Raw genomic sequence first — 18,854 nt, 5'->3', positions numbered from 1 at the left:
TATGATTATTGAAGAACAACCTCAATGGATTATAAAACAGAAAAAAAAGCCCTTATCAGAAAATATATTAACGGCGGATGTACGGCGGAAGAAACTGCCGAAATAAAATCACTGCTGTCTACAGGTGACCTTTCTGTTCTTTTTTCCGAGGTGATGGACGAGATTGCGGCATCAACTGATGATGGGTACATTGAACCAGATGTTTCGCAGGCACTTGCTAAGTTCCACGGAATGCAATCGGCGCGAAATATCGGTGGCAATGAACCAATTGTTTTAGGCTTACCATCAAAAAATATAAAGCTCCGCAGGTATCTATCGTATGCCGCGGCTATTCTGTTGATTATCGGTTCTATTTCACTATTGATTCCAAGACTGGATAAAAAAACTCAGCAGTATGCAATAATTGATCAGCATTTCGAAAATCCAAAGGGCAAGCGCTCCAAAATTCTTTTGCCAGACAGTTCAGTGGTGTACCTGGGCCCGGGCAGTACTCTTTCTTTTCCTTCAAAATTCACCACCAATGTGCGGGCGATATCGTTAAGGGGAGAAGCTTTTTTTGAAGTGACTAAAAATCCAAAAAGACCATTTATCATCCACACCGGAAATATAGTAACCAGGGTATTGGGTACCTCTTTTAAAATCGATGCTTTTTTAAATCAACCGGTTCGTGTTTTAGTCAGTACCGGAAAGGTAAGGGTAGACCGTGAAGTAAACAAGGTATTACATTCCATTGCCGTATTGTTGCCAGGCCAAAGTGTGGTGTGGAACGAGAAAACTGGGCAGCGCGAACTGGGTAGTACAGCCGTTAGCGACATTCTCGGATGGAAAAACGGAAAGCTGGTGTTCAGGAAAACGAAGCTGGCTGATATTGCTGCCATTTTGGAAAGAACTTATAATGTTACGATCGCAATAGGTAATTCTGCAGTAGCAGAAAGGCAGATCAGGGTGAATTTAACCACCGATATTCCATTAAGCAAGCTGATTAAAATCCTCAGTGTTGCAGGTAATTTTAAATATAAAATCAATCAAAATCATGTTAGCATTTTTTAGGAGAGAAAGGATGAGGATGTAACAAACAGACTAAAATAAAAAACGTCCCCCTTTGAGGGAGGACGCGTAAATCATCAAAGGACTGGCTGTTTTCGAAGACCCGTCAGCCCACGATAAAGTATTCATAATATCCGCCTAAAGGCGAAAAATCATAATGATCAAAAATATGCAAAAAGTATTACATCTGCATGTTTCTTTTCAATATGCAAGGCAATGTTATAACGCCTTGTACTATGTTAAAAAGAAACTGAGGCAGATGGCTGATAACAATCTGCCCGCAGATAAAATTTATTTCTTTATGAAATGCTCTTTTCTAGTGATCCTTGCAAATCTTACCGGCTTAGGGCTTCTCTTCGCTAATAATGTGTCAGGTCAGGATCTCAATCGGAAAATCAAACTTAGGCTTGAAGCTGCAACTATAGAAAATAGCTTGGCTGTTGTAGAAAAACAGGGCAATATCCAGATTAATGTGGCGGTAAACCTGTTGAACAACATAAGCAAAAAGGTTAACCTCAATAATGGAAATATCAGTGTTGCCGATGCGCTGAACAATATTTTAGCCAATACCAACCTTAAATACAGCGTGGTAGAAGGTTATGTAGTGATTACCAGAAAACCGGTACCGATTTTAATCACAGGAACGGTTTTCGATGAGAAGAGCAAAGAAACACTCATTGGAGTAAGTATAAAGGTTAAGGGCGGAACTACTGCAACCTCGAGCGACGTGAACGGAAATTTCAGGATTACCGTTCCTGAAGGTGGCGCTACCCTAATAATTTCTTACATGGGCTACATTAGCCGCGAAATTAAAGTGGATGCAAGTACGAAGGTATTGAATATTGCTTTAAAAGCCTCAGCTACACAGCTGAGCGAGGTGATGGTTCAGGCGAGAAGAAAGGCAAATACCGAAGTTGCCATATTGGAGGAACGCAAAAAATCGTCGATTATCCAGGATGCCATATCTTCGCAACAGATTGAGCGTACCGGCAGTATTACCACCACGCAGGCTTTGCAGCGTGTTTCGGGGGTTACTGTAACCGATGATAAATATGTAGCCATCCGCGGTTTAGGCGATAGAAGTGTAATCGGACAGTTAAACGGGGTGCGTTTAGCCTCATCTGATCCTGATAGGAGCACGATCCCCCTGGACCTGGTTCCCGCATCACTGCTCGATAACATTACCATTTATAAAACAGTAACACCCGATAAACCTGCCGATGCAGCTGCGGGCATTGTAGAACTGAAAACCAAGTCTGTTCCGGAAAAGGAAACTTTCGAAATCATAGCCCAATCGGGTGTAAACTCGAATGTGGGAATTGGTGGTCAATACAATAGCTTCTGGAACAGCGATATGGGTGCCTTTGGCAATAAAATCAGTGATAAAAACTTAAGCAGCGACTTTAAAAACCTGGCCAGTCAATATCCGAACGGCCTGGGATCCATCCAAAGTATGATTGCCAATAGCAATTACAGCCCAACGGCCTATCAGGAAGTAAACCGCATCAACAACATTATGCAGTCTTTCGATCCGGTGATGACTACACAATACAAAAAAGCACCCTTAAACCAGCTGTATTCGGCTACTTACGGCAACAGCTTTAATATTTTTAAAAAACATAAACTCGGTTTAATCGTGGGCGGGAATTACTATCGCCGCATTACTGATATCAGCGGAGGCGATTTAACCCAGTATAGTATATACCAGGGCGTGGTTACCGGTAACCCTGATGTGTACAGTCCACGTAATATTCCAAACTACATTACGCCAAACAGTTTATTTATGGGTAAATACCAAACTTATAAAGAAAACACGGGTGTAGAGACTTTAAATTATGGAACTTTGGTGGGCGTTACCTATCAGTTTAACCGCCGTAACGAAATCAGCATGCAATACCTGGGCAGCTGGGGCGGCGAAACTAAAGCTAGTAATTTAGCTGGCCGTTACGAATATACTGGCTTACCTGGAGAGGTAAAAACAACCACCTACTCGCTAAAACAAACTTTTCGTAACCTGAACACTTTTAACCTGCAGGGCGAGCATAAATTTTTCGATAAAGAATTATCCCCACGTTTGAGTTATAATGTGGCCAGTTCGAGGTCGAAACAGAACGATCCTGATTTCCGCTTTGCCAGTCTGGCCGATTATATGCCCAGGGGTGGAGGCTATTACACGGTTGGAACAGGAAGTGGTGCACCTGCAACGGTTTACAGCAAACACCTTTACGCCTTAACCTCTGGATATGTTAACGGTTTCGGGCCTTATGGTATTATACAAGCCGAACCTAATGGAAGGAGATGGCGGAACCTTGATGAGAAAAATTACAATTATAAAGCAGATTTAAGTCTTCCTTTTAAACTGTTCGGACAAAAACAGGAGTTTAAAACCGGCGTAAATTATTTATTCAGGGACCGTGATTTTAATGAAAACCAGCTTTTCCTGCCGGGATCTAACTTTACCAGCAATAGGGCCCTACCGTTATACGGTGCCGAGGGTAACCTGAACCGATTGGTGAGCAGCGAATTTATTGGTGTTAAATTGTCTACAGGTGGCCAGGGGGAAGGCATGATGCCCATTGGTGGATTCTTATATAACAGCCAAAAATCGCCCAATAATTATACAGGTTATTTTGAAACCAATGCTTTTTACGGGATGTTGGATTTAAAGCTGACTGAAAAGCTGCGTATTGCAGGCGGTGTGCGTTTCGAAATGACCAATATTGGTTCATCTGTTGATACTTCAGGCGTGTTTTTAGATCCATCGCTTACCGCAGGAGGTGCAAACGGGAGCAAAATCCCCTTAAATCCGATTAATCCAAATTCGGTATACAAAACGGGTTATAAACCATTTTACTCGGTTAACGCAACTTATACCCTAAACGATAACATGAATTTCCGCGGTGCTTATAATACTGCATTAGCTCGCCCGGAATTGAGGGAAATAACCAATGTTTTCGAATTTGATGCCTTTCAGATGGGTTTAGTGGTCGGTAATCCGAACCTTAAAAACCAATTTACCCAAAATCTTGATTTCAGGTGGGAATGGTTTCCGGCAAAAGGAGAGGTGCTTGCGGTTTCGGCATTTGGTAAACGGATAGAAAACCAGTTGGTAAAGGTTTTTAGCTTGCAAACTGCTGGTTTGGCAGCAACCTATCCCGAGTTTCCAACCATCCAGTTCCAGAACGATCCTAACGTTGGCCGGGTATGGGGGCTTGAACTCGAGGTTGTAAAAAGCCTGGGAAATATGTGGGATCCTTTAAAAAACTTTTATTTCGGTTCTAACTTATTGCTTGCACAGAGCGACATTAAAAAAACACCTGAGCGTTACGAAGCCATCCGCTCGCTCGATCGTTATACACCAAAAAACAGTCCGCTTTTTGAGCAGGCGCCTTACTCCATCAATGCATGGTTAAACTATGAAAACCCAAAATCGGGATCTGATTTTACCTTAACCTTTAATGTGGTAGGCGAACGTTTAGTGCAGATCAACCTGACGGGAGAACCCGATTTATACACCCGTCCGGTACCGGTTTTAGATTTTGTATTCAGTCAGCGTCTGACTAAAAGTGTCAGGTTTAAAGGTTATGCCAAAAATATCCTTAATCCCGATATCAGAACCGTTTATGCCAATCCACAAACGGGAGGTAAATGGTATGGCAACGAATACATTAACCGAAGTTATACCCGTGGCGCCGAAATTATGTTAGGCTTTACCTATAATCTATTTAAATAATGAATAAGATAAGTTATAAATACTTTAGCATGCTGTTTTTCAGCATTATGCTGCTGTTTCAGGCCTGTAAAAAAGATAAGGCCGATTTTGAAGCAGATAACAGAGTTTTAACCCAGAATAGGATCAGTTCAACGGCCCGTATTATCAATGTGGCAGGTTTTAATCAGGTGATTGCCAATGGTGACAGCCTGACCAATTTTATCGTAAGGGAACCCAACAAACCCAATAGCCAGCAATATCCGGGCACCTCATATTTTCCCTCAAACGGGCAGTTAGGGAAAACCTGGTTTGTTCCACAAGACCTGTTTAATGCACAGGGAACGGCTGCACTCGATTTTATGGCGAGAAGTTATACCCCTGTAACTACAGGCAATGTAAAACTTGAGGTAAAAAACGACTATAACAATCCAACCGATTATTTTCTGCTGCCTACTTTTGCAATGGATGGTCAGCCGGAAGTGGTTACCGTTAAAAGAGGAATTACCGCACCATCCAAACCCGATCATTTTAAGATCAGGATTGTAAATCTTTCGGGATCCATTCAAAATCCTGCAGTTAACAGCAGTGGCAGCCAGGAAGATTTGAGTGGAAACGTATCACTGGCCTATGCAGATGGAAAATTGGTTGATGCGAGGACCAATCATATCGGTTCAGTGGCCAGAAGTTCTGAATATATAGAGCTGCCTTACGGAACCTATCAGTTTAAAGTGCTAATGGATGATGGAAGACAGATGCCGGCACTAGGTGCAGGAATAGATGCGATCACCCTGATCGATCCACCGACCTCAACCATTCCCCTTGATCTGATGAATTCGACCAAATTAACTTATGCACCCATCCAGACCTACCAGCCCGGGGGCATTTATACCATTTTAATCGCTCCGCAAAAATTTGATTATATAATCAACGAACTTGATGAAACTTCATCAACTTATCAGAATTCATTTCAGGTGATTAATGATAATACGCCGTCGGCCAACATTAGTTATTTCAGGCTACAGGGTGTAAATGGTTTGGCCGGGCAAAATGTAAGTTTTAAGGTAGATGGGAAAACAATAGCCAGCAATTTAGCTTTTGGTACGGCTGGCACATATACAAATTTAATCCAGGGCAGCCACACCGTTGAAGCTTTAGATGCGTCGGGTAAAACCATTGCCATTGCCAGCCAGACGCTCCGTCCGGCACAAAACTATACTGCGTGGTTATATCCCGATCAATCAGGTGCCCCTAAGGTGCTCATTGTCGCTAACGATTTAAGTGGTACAAGCTATCTCGGGGCTGAAGACGATGCCACTTACAGCCGTAATCAATATTATTATTTCTTCTTTAAAAGATTTTTAAATCTTTCAGTGAGCAATCCTTATATCACTTTTACACAGAGCAACGGGCAATCTTCTGCCGGGGGAAATGATAATGCAAATGCAGGTGTCAATCTTCAGCCTGGTATGCCCTTGTTCGAGCGCCCCTATATCAGTAATACCTACAATCAGAAAGCCTTCGAAATTATGGCCTACCGTTCCAAACCCAATGTAGTGCCGGGTATATGGGCCAGCGATATTGAAGTGTTAAAAAGCGAGGCCTTTGTTGCAGATAAAACCCTTTATCAGAAAGCAGGGAGGGAATTGCCTGTACAAGAGCCTGGAATTTACACCGTGGCACTTATTGGCCAATCGGGCACGGGCAGTACGCCGGCAAATCAAGCAAGAATGATCATTATCAAACACAACAAATAATGAAAAAAGAGAGATTAAATAACAGAATGATTAAAACCGGACTGGCACAGTTGGCATGGCTTTTTGCTGCTTGCTTTGTGCTGCTTAACACGGGTTGCGTTAAAGTAGAATACTCGAAGATCGACGATCCGGCATATTTAAGGGTATTCAACAACCTTAATTACATACAAACGCTTGGCAGTAAGGATAATAAAGTGCCGTTTTTTTGTATGCTCATCAATCCGGTGCTGGATGGTAATGGCATGCCAACAAGCGCCGAAATTGTGGGCGACTTTTTAGATCAGCGCGATGCCTATGCACCTCCATATCCATCACATATTGGTACGGGTACCTCGGTTAATAATCCCGAATATCCGGGCAAAGAAAATGTATTGGTAGGCCCGATTTTAAACGGTTTCGATTTAAGCAGCTGGGCGCAGGTTCCATCGGGCAAAATGCGGATCATGTTTGTTTACCGCCCTAAAAATACAGTACCCTTTTTTCAATTGGAGAACCAGTTAAAAAAAGATATCCTGATCGATACTGTACTTAGTCTCACCAGTAAAGAGGTGTATACCCTGCATATATTGCAAAAAGATTTTGTGACCAAAAGGACCGGCCTTTTACTCCGTCAAGAGATTTTTCAAAAGCTGCCTCTATCTGATTCGCTTACCTATGTTAATTTTTACAACATGAGTGCCAAAGGCTATTGGGAGGCCGATAAATCGCTAAAGGCCGAAGATTTTTTGATGGCCAGTTTTCAGGGTGGAATGAAAGATGAAATGAATGTTTTCCTCTCACTTTATGAAGATCAAAGCATTTTAAGCGCCCGTGCAGCCACTGTACCTGGTTTTAAAGGTAAATATATTGCCAATGTTAAATTAAATACCGCTACTGATGTAGTAAACCCTTATGTGAGTTTCCCAATCTGGTCAGGTAAAACCGCCAATGGCATCACCACAAACATGTGGCAAAGGTTCGATTTTTTTGTACCAGGAATGGATATTACGAATAACCCTTTTTACGAAGCCTCAATTGATAACGGTGGCAACTGGGTTTCTGTTAACTGCTTGCAGAATGGCAAAGTAAGGATGACAAGCAACGATAATGCGGCCATACTGCCCAATTTGCTGGTTAATATCCATTCAGGTGTAAACAACCCCAAAACCTTCGCCACTGTAAACACCATCGAGGTAGTTAATGGCAGGGTTTATTTAACCACCATTCAACGAAAATATGCACCGCCCATTTATTAAAAATATGATTTCAATGAAAAAACGATCTAATTTCAGTTATAGCAAACTGGTTATACAAATGGGGAAAATACTTTTTGCATCGGCAATGGTTTTTCAGCTGCTTTTTGTTACTGGTTGCAAACACGATGACCTATCGGTAGCCTTACCCAACGAAAACATTCGTCCGGCAGGCGATTTTGTAAAGAACAATTACGAAATGCGTCTTTTTTATGCGGCAATCAAAAAAACAGGCTACATAGAACAGTTAAACGGAGCGGGGCCTTTTACCGTATTTGCGCCAACCGATGAAGCGTTTAACCGCCTGGGTGTTTATAGCGCCACCGATTTTGACAAAATGAATGTAGATAGCTTAAAAAAAATAATCGGCTATCATATCCTTCCCCGTAAACTCTTGGTGAACGATATTCCAAGCAACGGGATAGATGTGCGCTATGCCACTTTAACAGGTCCGGAGCTATATGTTTCCCGTGCAGCTTTTAATCCTAACGGAGGTGTGGAAAACGAACTTTATATCGATGGTGTTGAGGCCATCAGAAAAGATGTGGTTGTATCCAATGGTGTTCTGCATTTAATGGATAATGTAATGAAACCAAACTTTAACAGAACCGTACAGCAATGGCTTGCAACACATGCCGATTACAGTGTGTTTGTGAAGGGCTTGAAGAAGTTTAACTTATGGGATCAGTTGGCCACTGGTACCACATTTACCATTTTTGCACCCAATAACCAGGCACTTGAAGAGGTAGGCATTACCGAGGCTTTCTTAAATAGTTTGGAGACTGATAAATACATTGGCGACAGGCTTTTTGGGGCTTACATTTTATACGACAGGCACTTTTTTATCTCCGATTCCCAGGTGTTTTCACTGATCAATTTCAACGGTGCTTATAATTATTTCCTCAAAAACGATAGCCATTACATGAATTTTGGAGGAGGAAAGTTATATCCGGAATTTAAGTTAGGCTATAACCTTACGCTGCGTAGTGGTAATACGGTTTCTGACGTGATCTTAAACGCGGTAACCAGCAATTTAACAGCAAAAAACGATAACCTGTGCAGCAACGGCATTGTCCATCACTTAGTTAGTGGGTTGGTAACGCCCAACCAAGCTACCAAGAAATAATATATCATCATGAATATGAGAAATTTAAAAAACTTTTGGGTATTCGTTTTATGGGCCTGTATCCTTTTTTTAGGTGCCTGTTCAAAAACGGAATTTATGCCCGATCCTGAAGGGGCCCAAGTCCCGTTTCAAAGCGATGCCACGCAAACGGTAGAGCAGTTATTGACCGCCTCGCCTGCTAAATTATTTTACAGTGCATGGCAAAAAAGCAATATCAAAAATATCCTTAAACAGCAAGGCAGCAAAGTCGTACTTACGGTTTTCGCACCGAACGATGCCGCCATGCAAGCGGTAGGTTTAAGCGCTAACGAGATTAATCAAATGCCTGTAGAAGAACTGGACAGTTTGATGATGTTTTATACCACCATCGGCACGGTAACCAAAGATGAACTGAAACTACGGAGTGATAATTTTATGGTCAAAAGCCTGTTGCTCCATCCCGGTTTATATGTTAAGTATTACGACAATGCTGAAAGTAATAATCAATATGATTTATATTATTACAGGCATTATGTGGGTTTAAAAGGCGATGATTTACTGATGAACGGTAAAAACGTGGGTAAAGTGAATTACCTGCCTGCGACGAACGGCGGACTTTATATTATGGAAAAAGCCTTAGAAAGACCTACGAAAACCATATTGGAAGCTTTAAAAGCCGATGGACGGTTTACGATGTTTATTGAATCGCAACGGCTGGCAGATGAGCTTTTTCTGGATAAAATTGGTGCTGATATTGAGGTAGTTTTTGGGTTTAGACCCGAACCGGAAGACATTATGAGGGACTATGCCAATAACCGCCTTTATTATAACAAGGATTGGGGAATAGAAACGCCTCTATATGCAGGTTATATTGGGCCAAATATCACTGTCTCCACTTTGTTTGCGCCAACAGATGAAGCTTTTCATCAGGCCGGATTTCAAACCGTTGCCGATATCCTGAAATTTAATGAACGGAGTATGGATGGTGTTTTTTTTGATGAAAATACTTATTCGGCAAGAGGCGCTTTTCCGATGGATACCGTTTACAATTTTCACCGCAACTGGGGCAGGATGTTCCAACCGGTTACTTCGGGGGGCGATAAAGCCGCAGTTAATTCTACTGTGTTTTATAGCAACGTGTTAAAGCCAATGCTAAATAATTATCCGGTTAATGTTGGTGGAAATCCTCCGATAGAATATACCTATCTGATGCCGCTCGAGTTTTCACTCAGCAATAACAACATTCAGATTAAGGTAAAAGGCGCTGAATACCCTGCAGCAACAGTGGTCGATGCGGATATCAATACCCTTAACGGACCAATACACGTGGTAGACCACCTACTTTTCCCCAAAGGATTTAAACTTAAATAGAACATGGGACAGCAATTTAACCTATACCATAAGAATACCTTATTTTCCTTATTGCTGATGGCCATTTTGGGTACATCGTGTAGTAAAGATGAAAATAAACTGAGCGATTACGACAACAATAAAATTAACCTCGTTATTGCCGACAACTTTAATCTTTCGTCCTTTAGTGCAGCGCTAAAACGCAGTGGTCTTGATAAAACTTTGCAGGAGGGGGCAGGGCCTTATACAGCGCTGGTGCCATCAGATGCCGCATTTTCATTGGCGGGTTATGCAGGTCCGGTAAGTGTGCTCACCGCAAACCCCACCCTCATTTCGCGCATTGCCCAATACCATACTTTGGATGGAAAGTACGAACTGAATAAATTGCCTTACCTGTTTAACCAGGAGTTGCGCTCGCGTGGGGGTAAATTATATGCCACACACTGGATCAAGGGAACTGATACGGTATTGACCTTAAACGGTTCGCGGATCATTGCGCAGAATATCCCGGCTTCAAATGGCTTAATTCAGGTGGTAAACCGGGTTTTGAGCCCTTATCTGTATGATCTACTGGGCGATGCTGTTGCGGCAGAATCAAACATTACTCTTTTTACACAGGCTTTGAAAACTTCTGGTTTGCTGCTCACCATTAATGAAACGGGCCCATATACCATTTTCGCGCCCAATAACCAGGCCATGCAGGCAATGGGTTATACCAGTGTAGCACAGATCAATAACACTGATATAGAAGTATTGAAACGTCTGGTGAATTACCATATCGTAAAAGACAGGCGGTTTATTTACGATTACATCCTCAGTACAGGTTCATCCAATACCAGCCGTCAGGCCATGCTCGATGGCAATTCGATTACCATGACTTTAACACCAGATCCCAATGCTCCGGGGAGTTTTAATGGCATAACCCTAAGTGGAATCGGAAATACAACGGCAGTAAAATTGGTTAAACAGGATATCCTGGCCGGCAATGGTGTATTACATATTATAGATGGTGCTTTACGGATTACCCAATAGGAAACGTAAGGCAATTAAATTTAAACTGATGAAAAAAAGTATATATCCAATACCCGGCTTTTTGCAGGAGATGTTTTCCCTGCAGCAGGTTGGGCTTAAAATAATCATGCTCTGTGTTTTCTTTTTCATATCTTTTTATGGTATGGCGCAGGAAACAAGTGGTTCCTTAACTGGTCAGGTTAAAGATGCCAGGGGGATTTCGATACCCGGCGCAACAATTGTGGCCATTCATACCCCTTCGGGAACCCGTTATGCCATTTCTGCCGATGCGGATGGGCGTTACTTTTTAAACAATTTACGTATTGGGTCGCCCTATACCGTAACGGTTTCTACCACTGGGATGAAAACCGAGGTGCTTGGCGATGTTGCGGTACGTTTAGGCGGGAGCCAGCAGCTCAATTTTGTGCTGCAGGAAAACGCGCAGGAACTGAGTACCGTTATGGTATCAGGCAGGGCAAAACCCAAACAAAAGGCCGATAGCTATGGCACCGGTAAAAATATCAGCGCCGAACAGGTAAAAAACATGCCTACCATTAACAGGAGTTTAACCGATATTACCCGGCTAAGCCCGCAGGGAAGCCGCGACAACAGCTTCGGTGGAACCAATTTCCGTTACAACAACGTAACCATTGATGGCGCGGTAAACAACGATGCCATTGGTTTTAGCCCTTCGCTTGGCGGACAAACGGGTACTTCTGGCATGAACGGGAGCAGTACCCGTACCAATCCCGTTTCTTTAGATGCTATTGAAGATATGCAGGTTTACCTGGCACCATTTGATGTTAAAATCGGAAATTTTACAGGAGGATCTATCAATGCCGTAACCCGAAGTGGTACCAATAAAGTTCAGGGTTCGGTTTATGGTTTTGGCCGGAATGCAGCCATTACCGGTGAAGACCGTGTTGGCACTCTGGGTAAAATGAACAGCGACTTCGAGGATTATCAGGCAGGTTTCCGTATCGGTTTTCCGATTATAAAAAACAAACTCTTCTTTTTTAGTAATGAGGAGATTACCCATCGCCAGGATCCTACCCAGTTGTATGTTGGTACAGCAGAAACAAGCCATATCTTAAGCGTGGCTGATGCAGACTTAATCAGCAATGCAGTTAAAACCCGTTATGGCAATGTTTTCGATGCAGGTACTGCAGGTGTGTACACCAATTCGAACAAATCGCAAAAATTCTTCAACCGTTTAGATTGGAACATCAATGGTAAACACCAGCTGGCCGTCAGGAACAATACCATTTTTAGTAAGGCTACACATATGGACCGCGATCAACAGGATTTCCGTTTCAGCAGTATGGCTTTTGAACAGGAAAATAACCAGAGCAGTACCGTTGCCGAGTTAAAAAGCCGTTTCAATAACGAACTTTCTGGGAACTTACTGGTTGGTTTTACACATGTAAGCGATAGCCGCGATCCACTGAGTGATCCTACTTTGCCGCAGGTGCAGATTATGGGCCGTACGCCTGGTACCACCATTTATCTGGGTACCGACCGCGAAGCGAGCATCTTCAACATGAAACAAAAAACCTGGGAATTTACGGCCAACTTAAACTGGACCAAAGGACGCCATAAAATCTTAGTGGGTACACATAACGAGTTGTACAACATCCAGTATGGTTTTGTAAATGCCTGGAACGGCCGGGTAGATTACCAGAGCATCGAAGATTTTATCGGCAATAATCCTTCCCGCGTGAGGGGCAGTTACAATTACACCAATAACAGCCGCGATTACCTCTTGGCCAATCCGGCGGCCGATTTTAATGTAAACATGTATAGTTTATATGTGCAGGATGAAATCAGAATCAGCGATAAATTAAGCATTACACCAGGCCTGCGGGCCGATGTGGTGAATTTGCCCACCATGCCAGGTCTTAGTGATAAGGTTAAAGATATTATAGCCGATCCAAATTTCGGCAATACCTATACTTACACACCGCTTAACCGGATCGAAAATAAATTTCTAAACAAAGTACAGTTATCGCCACGTTTGGGTTTCAGGTATGATGCCCTGGGTAACCAAAAACTGATTGTAAGGGGAGGGGCAGGCTTATTTACAGGCCGTATTCCTTTTGCCTGGTTAGCCTATGCGTATTACAATACGGGTAATAACTTTGGCGCTTTCGATCAGCGGGGCGATCAGCAGCCCTTTGCACCGGGTAGCGATGCCATTAAACCGAGCCCGAATGGAATAGGGAACTTCATTGAGCAGAACGGCGCAGTAATCAATAATCCCAATAGTGGCCGCACGCAGATCGATCTGGTTGATAATGGTTTTGTAATGCCACAGGTATTGCGTGGAAGTTTGGGTATCGATTACCAAACAGAAAGCGACTGGCGATTTACGGTTGAAGGGATGTATACCAAAAGTTTAAAAGACATATTGTTTCAGCAACTGAATACAAAAGATAACCCATTGTATTACGGTTATGATAAACAGAAACAACAGCCGGTTTACAGCGGAACGGTCGATCCCCGTTTTTCTAATATCTATTTATTGAGCAATACCAGTGAGGGATACCGCTATAGCCTTACCGGAACAGTAACTAAAACGTTTAGAAAAGCCTTAAATATTACGGCTTCTTATACCTATGGCGAATCGAAAGATTTAAGCAATGGCGTACGTAACTCGATGGAGAGTAACTGGCAGTTAAATCAGGCTTTGGTCCCCAATAATCCGGCATTGAGCTACAGTAATTTCGATACCCGCCACCGCATTGTGTCCAGTATCGGCTATAACCATGAGTGGGAAAAAGCAGGAAGAACTGTTGTAAGTTTATTCTTTAGTGCCCAATCGGGCAGTCCGTTTAGTTATGGGATTGTAAACAGCAGTATCCAGGGTTTATCACAACAGGTAAGTTTGGCTTATATCCCGTTGCGCGAAGAAGCCATCCACTATTTTAAAAATGTTTCAACGCAAACAGCAGCCCAACAGGCAGCAGCCTTTAATCAGTTTATTGATGGTAACACATATCTAAGCAGTCGCAGGGGAAATTTTACCGAGCGTAACAGAGGGCGTACCCCGTGGAATGTACAGGCCGATCTGCATCTCTCGCACGAACTGTTTGTAAATAGTAATAAATCGCAGTCGCTGAGCCTGAATGTAGACATCATCAACTTCACCAATCTCATCAATAAAGCCTGGGGCGTACAGTATTTTTCGCCCAATACCTTTAACTCCACAAGCAGCGTAGGTTTAACGCCAACCCTGTTCCCGCCACAGCAAAATGCTGGCAACTATCCGGTATTTACTTTTAACAACCCCGGTCAGCCTTATAGCATCGATTATTTTAGTTCCAGGGTACAGATGCAACTGGGATTAAGGTATAGTTTTTAACATCAAAGATAAATCTTATGATAATACAACATAAAAAGAGTTTAAGTATCGGACTGATGCTTTTCCTGCTGCTCATTATTGGGGCATGTAAAAAGGATAAAACAGAACCTCAGGCAGTAGCGTTTAAAATAGAAAGTTATTACCCCAACAGTGGTAATGCAGGTACACTGGTAACCATTACCGGGACAGGTTTTGGTACTGATATTAAACAATATTCTGCCACTATTGGGGGCAAATCAGTAGAGGTAATTAGCGCAACGGCCGAAGCTTTGGTAATCCGTATGCCCGAAGGCGGAACTACAGGTACATTGGCCTTAAAGTACGACACCCAAAATTTTGAGATCGGTGCGTACACCTACCAGGATTTAACCATCACAACAGTATTGCCTGCAAACGGTCCGGCTGGTGCACAGATCAGGATAACAGGTGCAGGTTTTAGCAGTACAACCATGCCCGCCACTGTTTTTATCAATGGTAAGGCTGCACTGGTGGTAAGCGTATCGGATAACCTGATTGTTGCCGAAGTACCAGCAGAGGCGGGTTTTGGTGCCATTATGGTAAAAGTGAACGGAAAAGAAGCAACAGGTCAAAACTTTACCTATCAGGCTATTGATCATATTAAGCCTTTAACTGGTGGTAAAAACACAAGAGTAACCATTGCCGGTACGGGGTTTGAAGCGCTTGCCGCAGGGAATATTATCGATTTTAATGGTACAGCTGCAACAGTGTTGGAAGCTAGCCAAGAAAAACTTGTCGTAATTGCGCCAGATGGAGTAAAAACAGGTCCGCTATCGGTAAGTATAAACGGGCAGAAAATTACCGGACCAACTTTCACCGTAGTTGCGCCACCGTCTATTGGTATAGTTACGCCGTTAAGCGGACCAAAAGGTACAGAAATGACCATTTCAGGTACATTGTTCAGTGACCTGGCGGATGAGAATAAGGTATTTATCAATGGTGTTTCCGTTCCGGTAATATCGGCATCTGCAAACCAGCTTAAACTGGTACTTCCGGGTGGAACCGGTAGTGGAAGCGTAAGGGTTGTGGTGAACGATCAGGCAACCGATGGGCCGCGGTTTAAAGATCAGACCCTGGGTATTCTATCGGTTAGTCCGGATAATGGTTTGGCTGGAACAACTGTTACCATCAAGGGCTCTGGTTTTAGTGCCACTGCTGCAGATAACAAAGTTTATTTTAATGGCGTACCGGCTCTGGTAAAAACTGCAAGTGAAAACACATTGGTACTGGATGCTCCGGCAGGTTTGAGCACAGGTGATTTAAAAGTGGTGGTTGCTGGTCAGGAAGCCCTTGCGCCACAAGAGTTTAGAAGAGCGGGCATGGTTACTTTAGCTGGGGGGCCGAATAGCAATACCTTTGGAAGTTTTATGGCTGGTATAGCGGTAGACAATAGCGGTAATGTTTTTGTAACAGACCGATCGAACAATGTGGTGAAAAAAATTGCCCCGAACGGTACCGTAAGTGTGTTGCAGGCTAATGGTACCGATATTGTTTTCGACACACCATATGGCATCGTGATCGATAAACAGAACAATATCTACGTATCGGATATTGGCCGTAACCAGATCAGGAAAATAACACCATCGGGTCAAAATACCGTTTATGCTTCCGGCTTTTCGCCTGGTTTAATGACATTTGATACTGCAGGAAACCTTTATGTAAATATTAACGGCGCTTTTGCGGGCATGAACAGGGTTAATACCGTTGGTGGCTTTACAAAAATTACAGGACCGCTCTGGCCTATGGCGCACCCTGTGGTAGATGCCTCGGGCAATCTGTATTATGTAGATTCTGGTGCTGCAAGCAATAATGCCATCTCGTTTATAGCTTCTGGCGGATCAAACCTGATCAACTGGATAGGCTTTAGTGATCCGGGTTATGTAGATGGAATTGGAACCGAGGCCAGGTTTAATAGCATTGCAGGTGGTTTAATCCCTTATGGAACAGGGAAATTAATTGCTGGCGACCGCAACAACTATGCGCTCAGGGAAATTGATATTGCTGCAAAAAGTGCTTCAACCCTGGCTAAGTTTACCTCAGGTTTTGCCGATGGAACATTAGCGGCTGCTAAACTGGGATCTATGGACGATATGGCTATAGATCACGATGGAAATGTCTACATCCTGGATGCTGCGAATAAAGCAGTCCGGAAAGTATTTTTGAAATAAATTGATCTGATTATTAACCCGTGGAGCGGATATGGCTCCCCGGGTTTTAACAAAAATTAATGCAGGGAATTAATAGGCGCCAGCATGAGCATTTAAAAAATTTGCTGATTAAGCTGGAAGAAAATATCGAAGCTAAAGAGGATTATCTGTTGGAGGAAGAAGGTCTACAGTCAAGGAATGAACTTGAATCCATTAAGTCTAAACGGTTGCAGATGCAGGCGCTGTATATGGAATATCTTAAAAAACTAGCCGAAATAGAGATGCATATTGCGCTTTACAGGAGGTTTTATAATGATGTCAGTATCAATTTTGTAAGTAGCAGGATTAGAAAACTGAATAAGGCTGAAAAGTTATAGTTTTGTGTCTCAGTTGGGTAGTTATATTATCGACCAGCTGTTAATCTCTCTTAAAATAAACACTGGTTCACAGACGACATCTTTAATAGTTTTTGTCAGGTATATTTCAGACAGGTTACTGCCTTTTCCAGATCGTTATGATAAAATAAATAAATCTGGCCGGCAGCATTTTCCTACAATGATTTCAATATGGTTACTATGCTGGGTGGGATCTGAAGGTTGTTTTACCTACCTTTCCTTTAGGGTTATCAGCCGGGAGATAGGGGATGGGAAACTGGTACAGCAGTTGATGGTAAAAGACTGGCTTTTTGCTTCCTTAGTATTACAGCGCTCCCGGTTCTGTTATTCATATGTTAACCCTGAGAAACATTATACCGGTTTTTGGTTTATATTCCACATAAAAAGTGCTGTAAATCTTACCTACAGCACTTTTTATATGGGTTTGTATCGGTGTTATTTCTTGTTTCTCAGGTCTGTAAATTCTGCTGCCCTGTCTTTTGATTTTTTCTTTAGCTTAAAAGCATCGAAAACTTCACCAGATGCCTTGTAGGCGGTATAAGTAAGCACATTATGGTCTACTGAGATAATCTGGAAAAGCTGCGTGTCTTCTGCAAATATGTCCATCCATTTCGGGTTTACGTCCACTTTGTACATTTTTGGCCCCGCAACAGATACCACGTACATCGGCCCACCTGCTTTGCCTGATATACCTGTTGGAAGGTTTTGCCCCCGGCTATAAGTGTGGTCGTGGCCCTGCATCAGTAAGTCAACATGGTATTTGTCGAACAGCGGCTTAAAAATCTCCCTGAATTCTTTGTTATCTCTTCCTTTTGCCGTTGAATAGATCGGATGGTGATAGGTAACCATTGTCCATTCTTTGGGATTGCTCTTTAATACTTCTTCTAACCATTTAGCCTGTATTTTGAGCGAGCTGGAATCCAGTACGATCATCTGGGAATTGAGTGAGATAATACGGACATTCGAATAGTCGGTATAATAGACGGATTCTTTCAAGCCTTCAGGCCCATTTTGCGGTAAAGTATACTGCGCTGCCCAATGTGGATCAAGTGTAAGCGTTTTTTGCTCATCCCTAAAATATTCGTGGTTGCCCGATGAAGGGATACTTGGGATCATTCCATTGATGAAACCACCTCCGAAATGCCATTCCCCCCATTCGCTGTCGTTATTGGAACGGTTAATCAGATCACCGGCATGTACGATAAACCTTGCCTCTCCCTGGCTCGCAAAAGCCCGTCTGATTACCCTAGACCATTTGGACCGGATATCGTTCTGTGCATCGCCTAAGTAGATAAAAGAAAAAGCTTTGGTCTGTGCCGGTCCGGTTCTGAACTGAAACCATTCGCTCCAGTTTTTGCCATCGCCAACACGGTAGGTATAGATTTTATCGGGAAGGAGAGCGGTAAAAGTTACGCTATGGTAATTCGCCGTTTCATATTCCTTTCCCTTTAGCGATGAAGTAATAGCTTCATATGCTTTTGCCTCTGGCTTGTCGAGTTTGGGAGAGCTATCTTCTATCAATAGCTGAGCTATACTTTTTTTAACGGTACTGTCTGTACGCCAGCTTACCGATTGTGTTGTAGCAGGATCTGCAGACCAGTTGAGTATAATCCTATCAGGCATTGGTCCGGCCTTGAAATCCTGTGCTTTGCTGATCTGCGAAAAAGAGCAGATTAATGTCAGGCTATATAAAATTACTTTTGTTATAAAACGCATAATAAA

The 18,854-nt window shown here is 42.8% G+C and carries 11 protein-coding genes; 10 read left to right on the top strand and 1 reads right to left on the bottom strand.

The features are described 5' to 3' along the window. Positions 1-24: 24 nt before the first annotated feature. The 10 genes from ACTJKN_RS04110 (at position 25) to ACTJKN_RS04065 (ending at position 17,114) form a co-directional block, all read left to right on the top strand. The gene (locus tag ACTJKN_RS04110; RefSeq protein WP_440822897.1) at positions 25-1,050 is read left to right on the top strand and encodes a FecR family protein; all 1,026 of its coding nucleotides are present in this window, start codon (positions 25-27) and stop codon (positions 1,048-1,050) included. Positions 1,051-1,216: 166 nt separating this feature from the next. After that, positions 1,217-4,780 carry a TonB-dependent receptor domain-containing protein gene (locus ACTJKN_RS04105; protein ID WP_440822895.1) on the top strand — a complete coding sequence of 1,188 codons (3,564 nt, stop codon included), beginning with the start codon at positions 1,217-1,219 and terminating at the stop codon, positions 4,778-4,780. Further along, entirely contained in the window at positions 4,780-6,513 is a 1,734-nt protein-coding gene (locus ACTJKN_RS04100) for a DUF4397 domain-containing protein (protein ID WP_440822893.1), read from the top strand. The genes ACTJKN_RS04105 and ACTJKN_RS04100 overlap by 1 nt, the downstream gene beginning before the upstream one ends. Continuing rightward, complete coding sequence (locus tag ACTJKN_RS04095; protein ID WP_440822891.1) at positions 6,513-7,748, top strand: hypothetical protein; 1,236 nt, start codon at positions 6,513-6,515, stop codon at positions 7,746-7,748. Before ACTJKN_RS04100 ends, ACTJKN_RS04095 begins: the two co-directional genes overlap by 1 nt. A gap of 13 nt (positions 7,749-7,761) precedes the next feature. After that, the gene (locus ACTJKN_RS04090; protein WP_440822889.1) at positions 7,762-8,871 is read left to right on the top strand and encodes a fasciclin domain-containing protein; all 1,110 of its coding nucleotides are present in this window, start codon (positions 7,762-7,764) and stop codon (positions 8,869-8,871) included. Positions 8,872-8,886: 15 nt separating this feature from the next. Continuing rightward, positions 8,887-10,221: a fasciclin domain-containing protein gene (locus ACTJKN_RS04085; protein ID WP_440822887.1), complete on the top strand. Its 1,335-nt coding sequence runs from the start codon at positions 8,887-8,889 to the stop codon at positions 10,219-10,221. 3 nt (positions 10,222-10,224) lie between these two features. Continuing rightward, positions 10,225-11,232 carry a fasciclin domain-containing protein gene (locus ACTJKN_RS04080; protein WP_440822885.1) on the top strand — a complete coding sequence of 336 codons (1,008 nt, stop codon included), beginning with the start codon at positions 10,225-10,227 and terminating at the stop codon, positions 11,230-11,232. A gap of 28 nt (positions 11,233-11,260) precedes the next feature. Continuing rightward, positions 11,261-14,572 (top strand): TonB-dependent receptor, encoded by a 3,312-nt coding sequence (locus ACTJKN_RS04075; RefSeq protein WP_440822883.1) that lies wholly within the window; start codon positions 11,261-11,263, stop codon positions 14,570-14,572. Positions 14,573-14,589: 17 nt separating this feature from the next. Continuing rightward, positions 14,590-16,758, top strand: coding sequence for an IPT/TIG domain-containing protein (locus tag ACTJKN_RS04070; protein WP_440822881.1), 2,169 nt, complete (start codon positions 14,590-14,592; stop codon positions 16,756-16,758). Positions 16,759-16,817: 59 nt separating this feature from the next. Further along, a complete protein-coding gene (locus ACTJKN_RS04065; protein WP_440822879.1) occupies positions 16,818-17,114 on the top strand; it encodes a hypothetical protein in 297 nt (98 codons plus the stop codon). A gap of 453 nt (positions 17,115-17,567) precedes the next feature. Here ACTJKN_RS04065 and ACTJKN_RS04060 read toward each other — a convergent pair whose 3' ends face one another. Beyond that, positions 17,568-18,848, bottom strand: coding sequence for a fibronectin type III domain-containing protein (locus ACTJKN_RS04060; protein ID WP_440822878.1), 1,281 nt, complete (start codon positions 18,846-18,848; stop codon positions 17,568-17,570). Between the last annotated feature and the right edge of the window lie 6 nt (positions 18,849-18,854).

Origin of the sequence: Pedobacter sp. 22163, assembly GCF_052045595.1 — a bacterium.
Lineage (GTDB): Bacteria > Bacteroidota > Bacteroidia > Sphingobacteriales > Sphingobacteriaceae > Pedobacter.
Note: the sequence above shows the minus strand (reverse complement) of the source record. Positions and strands in the feature narration are given on the sequence as shown.

Coding starts and splice junctions, on each gene's coding strand:
- ACTJKN_RS04110 (WP_440822897.1), top strand. CDS start 25: ATGGATTATAAAACAGAAAAAAAAGCCCTTATCAGAAAATATATTAAC.
- ACTJKN_RS04105 (WP_440822895.1), top strand. CDS start 1,217: ATGCAAAAAGTATTACATCTGCATGTTTCTTTTCAATATGCAAGGCAA.
- ACTJKN_RS04100 (WP_440822893.1), top strand. CDS start 4,780: ATGAATAAGATAAGTTATAAATACTTTAGCATGCTGTTTTTCAGCATT.
- ACTJKN_RS04095 (WP_440822891.1), top strand. CDS start 6,513: ATGAAAAAAGAGAGATTAAATAACAGAATGATTAAAACCGGACTGGCA.
- ACTJKN_RS04090 (WP_440822889.1), top strand. CDS start 7,762: ATGAAAAAACGATCTAATTTCAGTTATAGCAAACTGGTTATACAAATG.
- ACTJKN_RS04085 (WP_440822887.1), top strand. CDS start 8,887: ATGAGAAATTTAAAAAACTTTTGGGTATTCGTTTTATGGGCCTGTATC.
- ACTJKN_RS04080 (WP_440822885.1), top strand. CDS start 10,225: ATGGGACAGCAATTTAACCTATACCATAAGAATACCTTATTTTCCTTA.
- ACTJKN_RS04075 (WP_440822883.1), top strand. CDS start 11,261: ATGAAAAAAAGTATATATCCAATACCCGGCTTTTTGCAGGAGATGTTT.
- ACTJKN_RS04070 (WP_440822881.1), top strand. CDS start 14,590: ATGATAATACAACATAAAAAGAGTTTAAGTATCGGACTGATGCTTTTC.
- ACTJKN_RS04065 (WP_440822879.1), top strand. CDS start 16,818: ATGCAGGGAATTAATAGGCGCCAGCATGAGCATTTAAAAAATTTGCTG.
- ACTJKN_RS04060 (WP_440822878.1), bottom strand. CDS start 18,848: ATGCGTTTTATAACAAAAGTAATTTTATATAGCCTGACATTAATCTGC.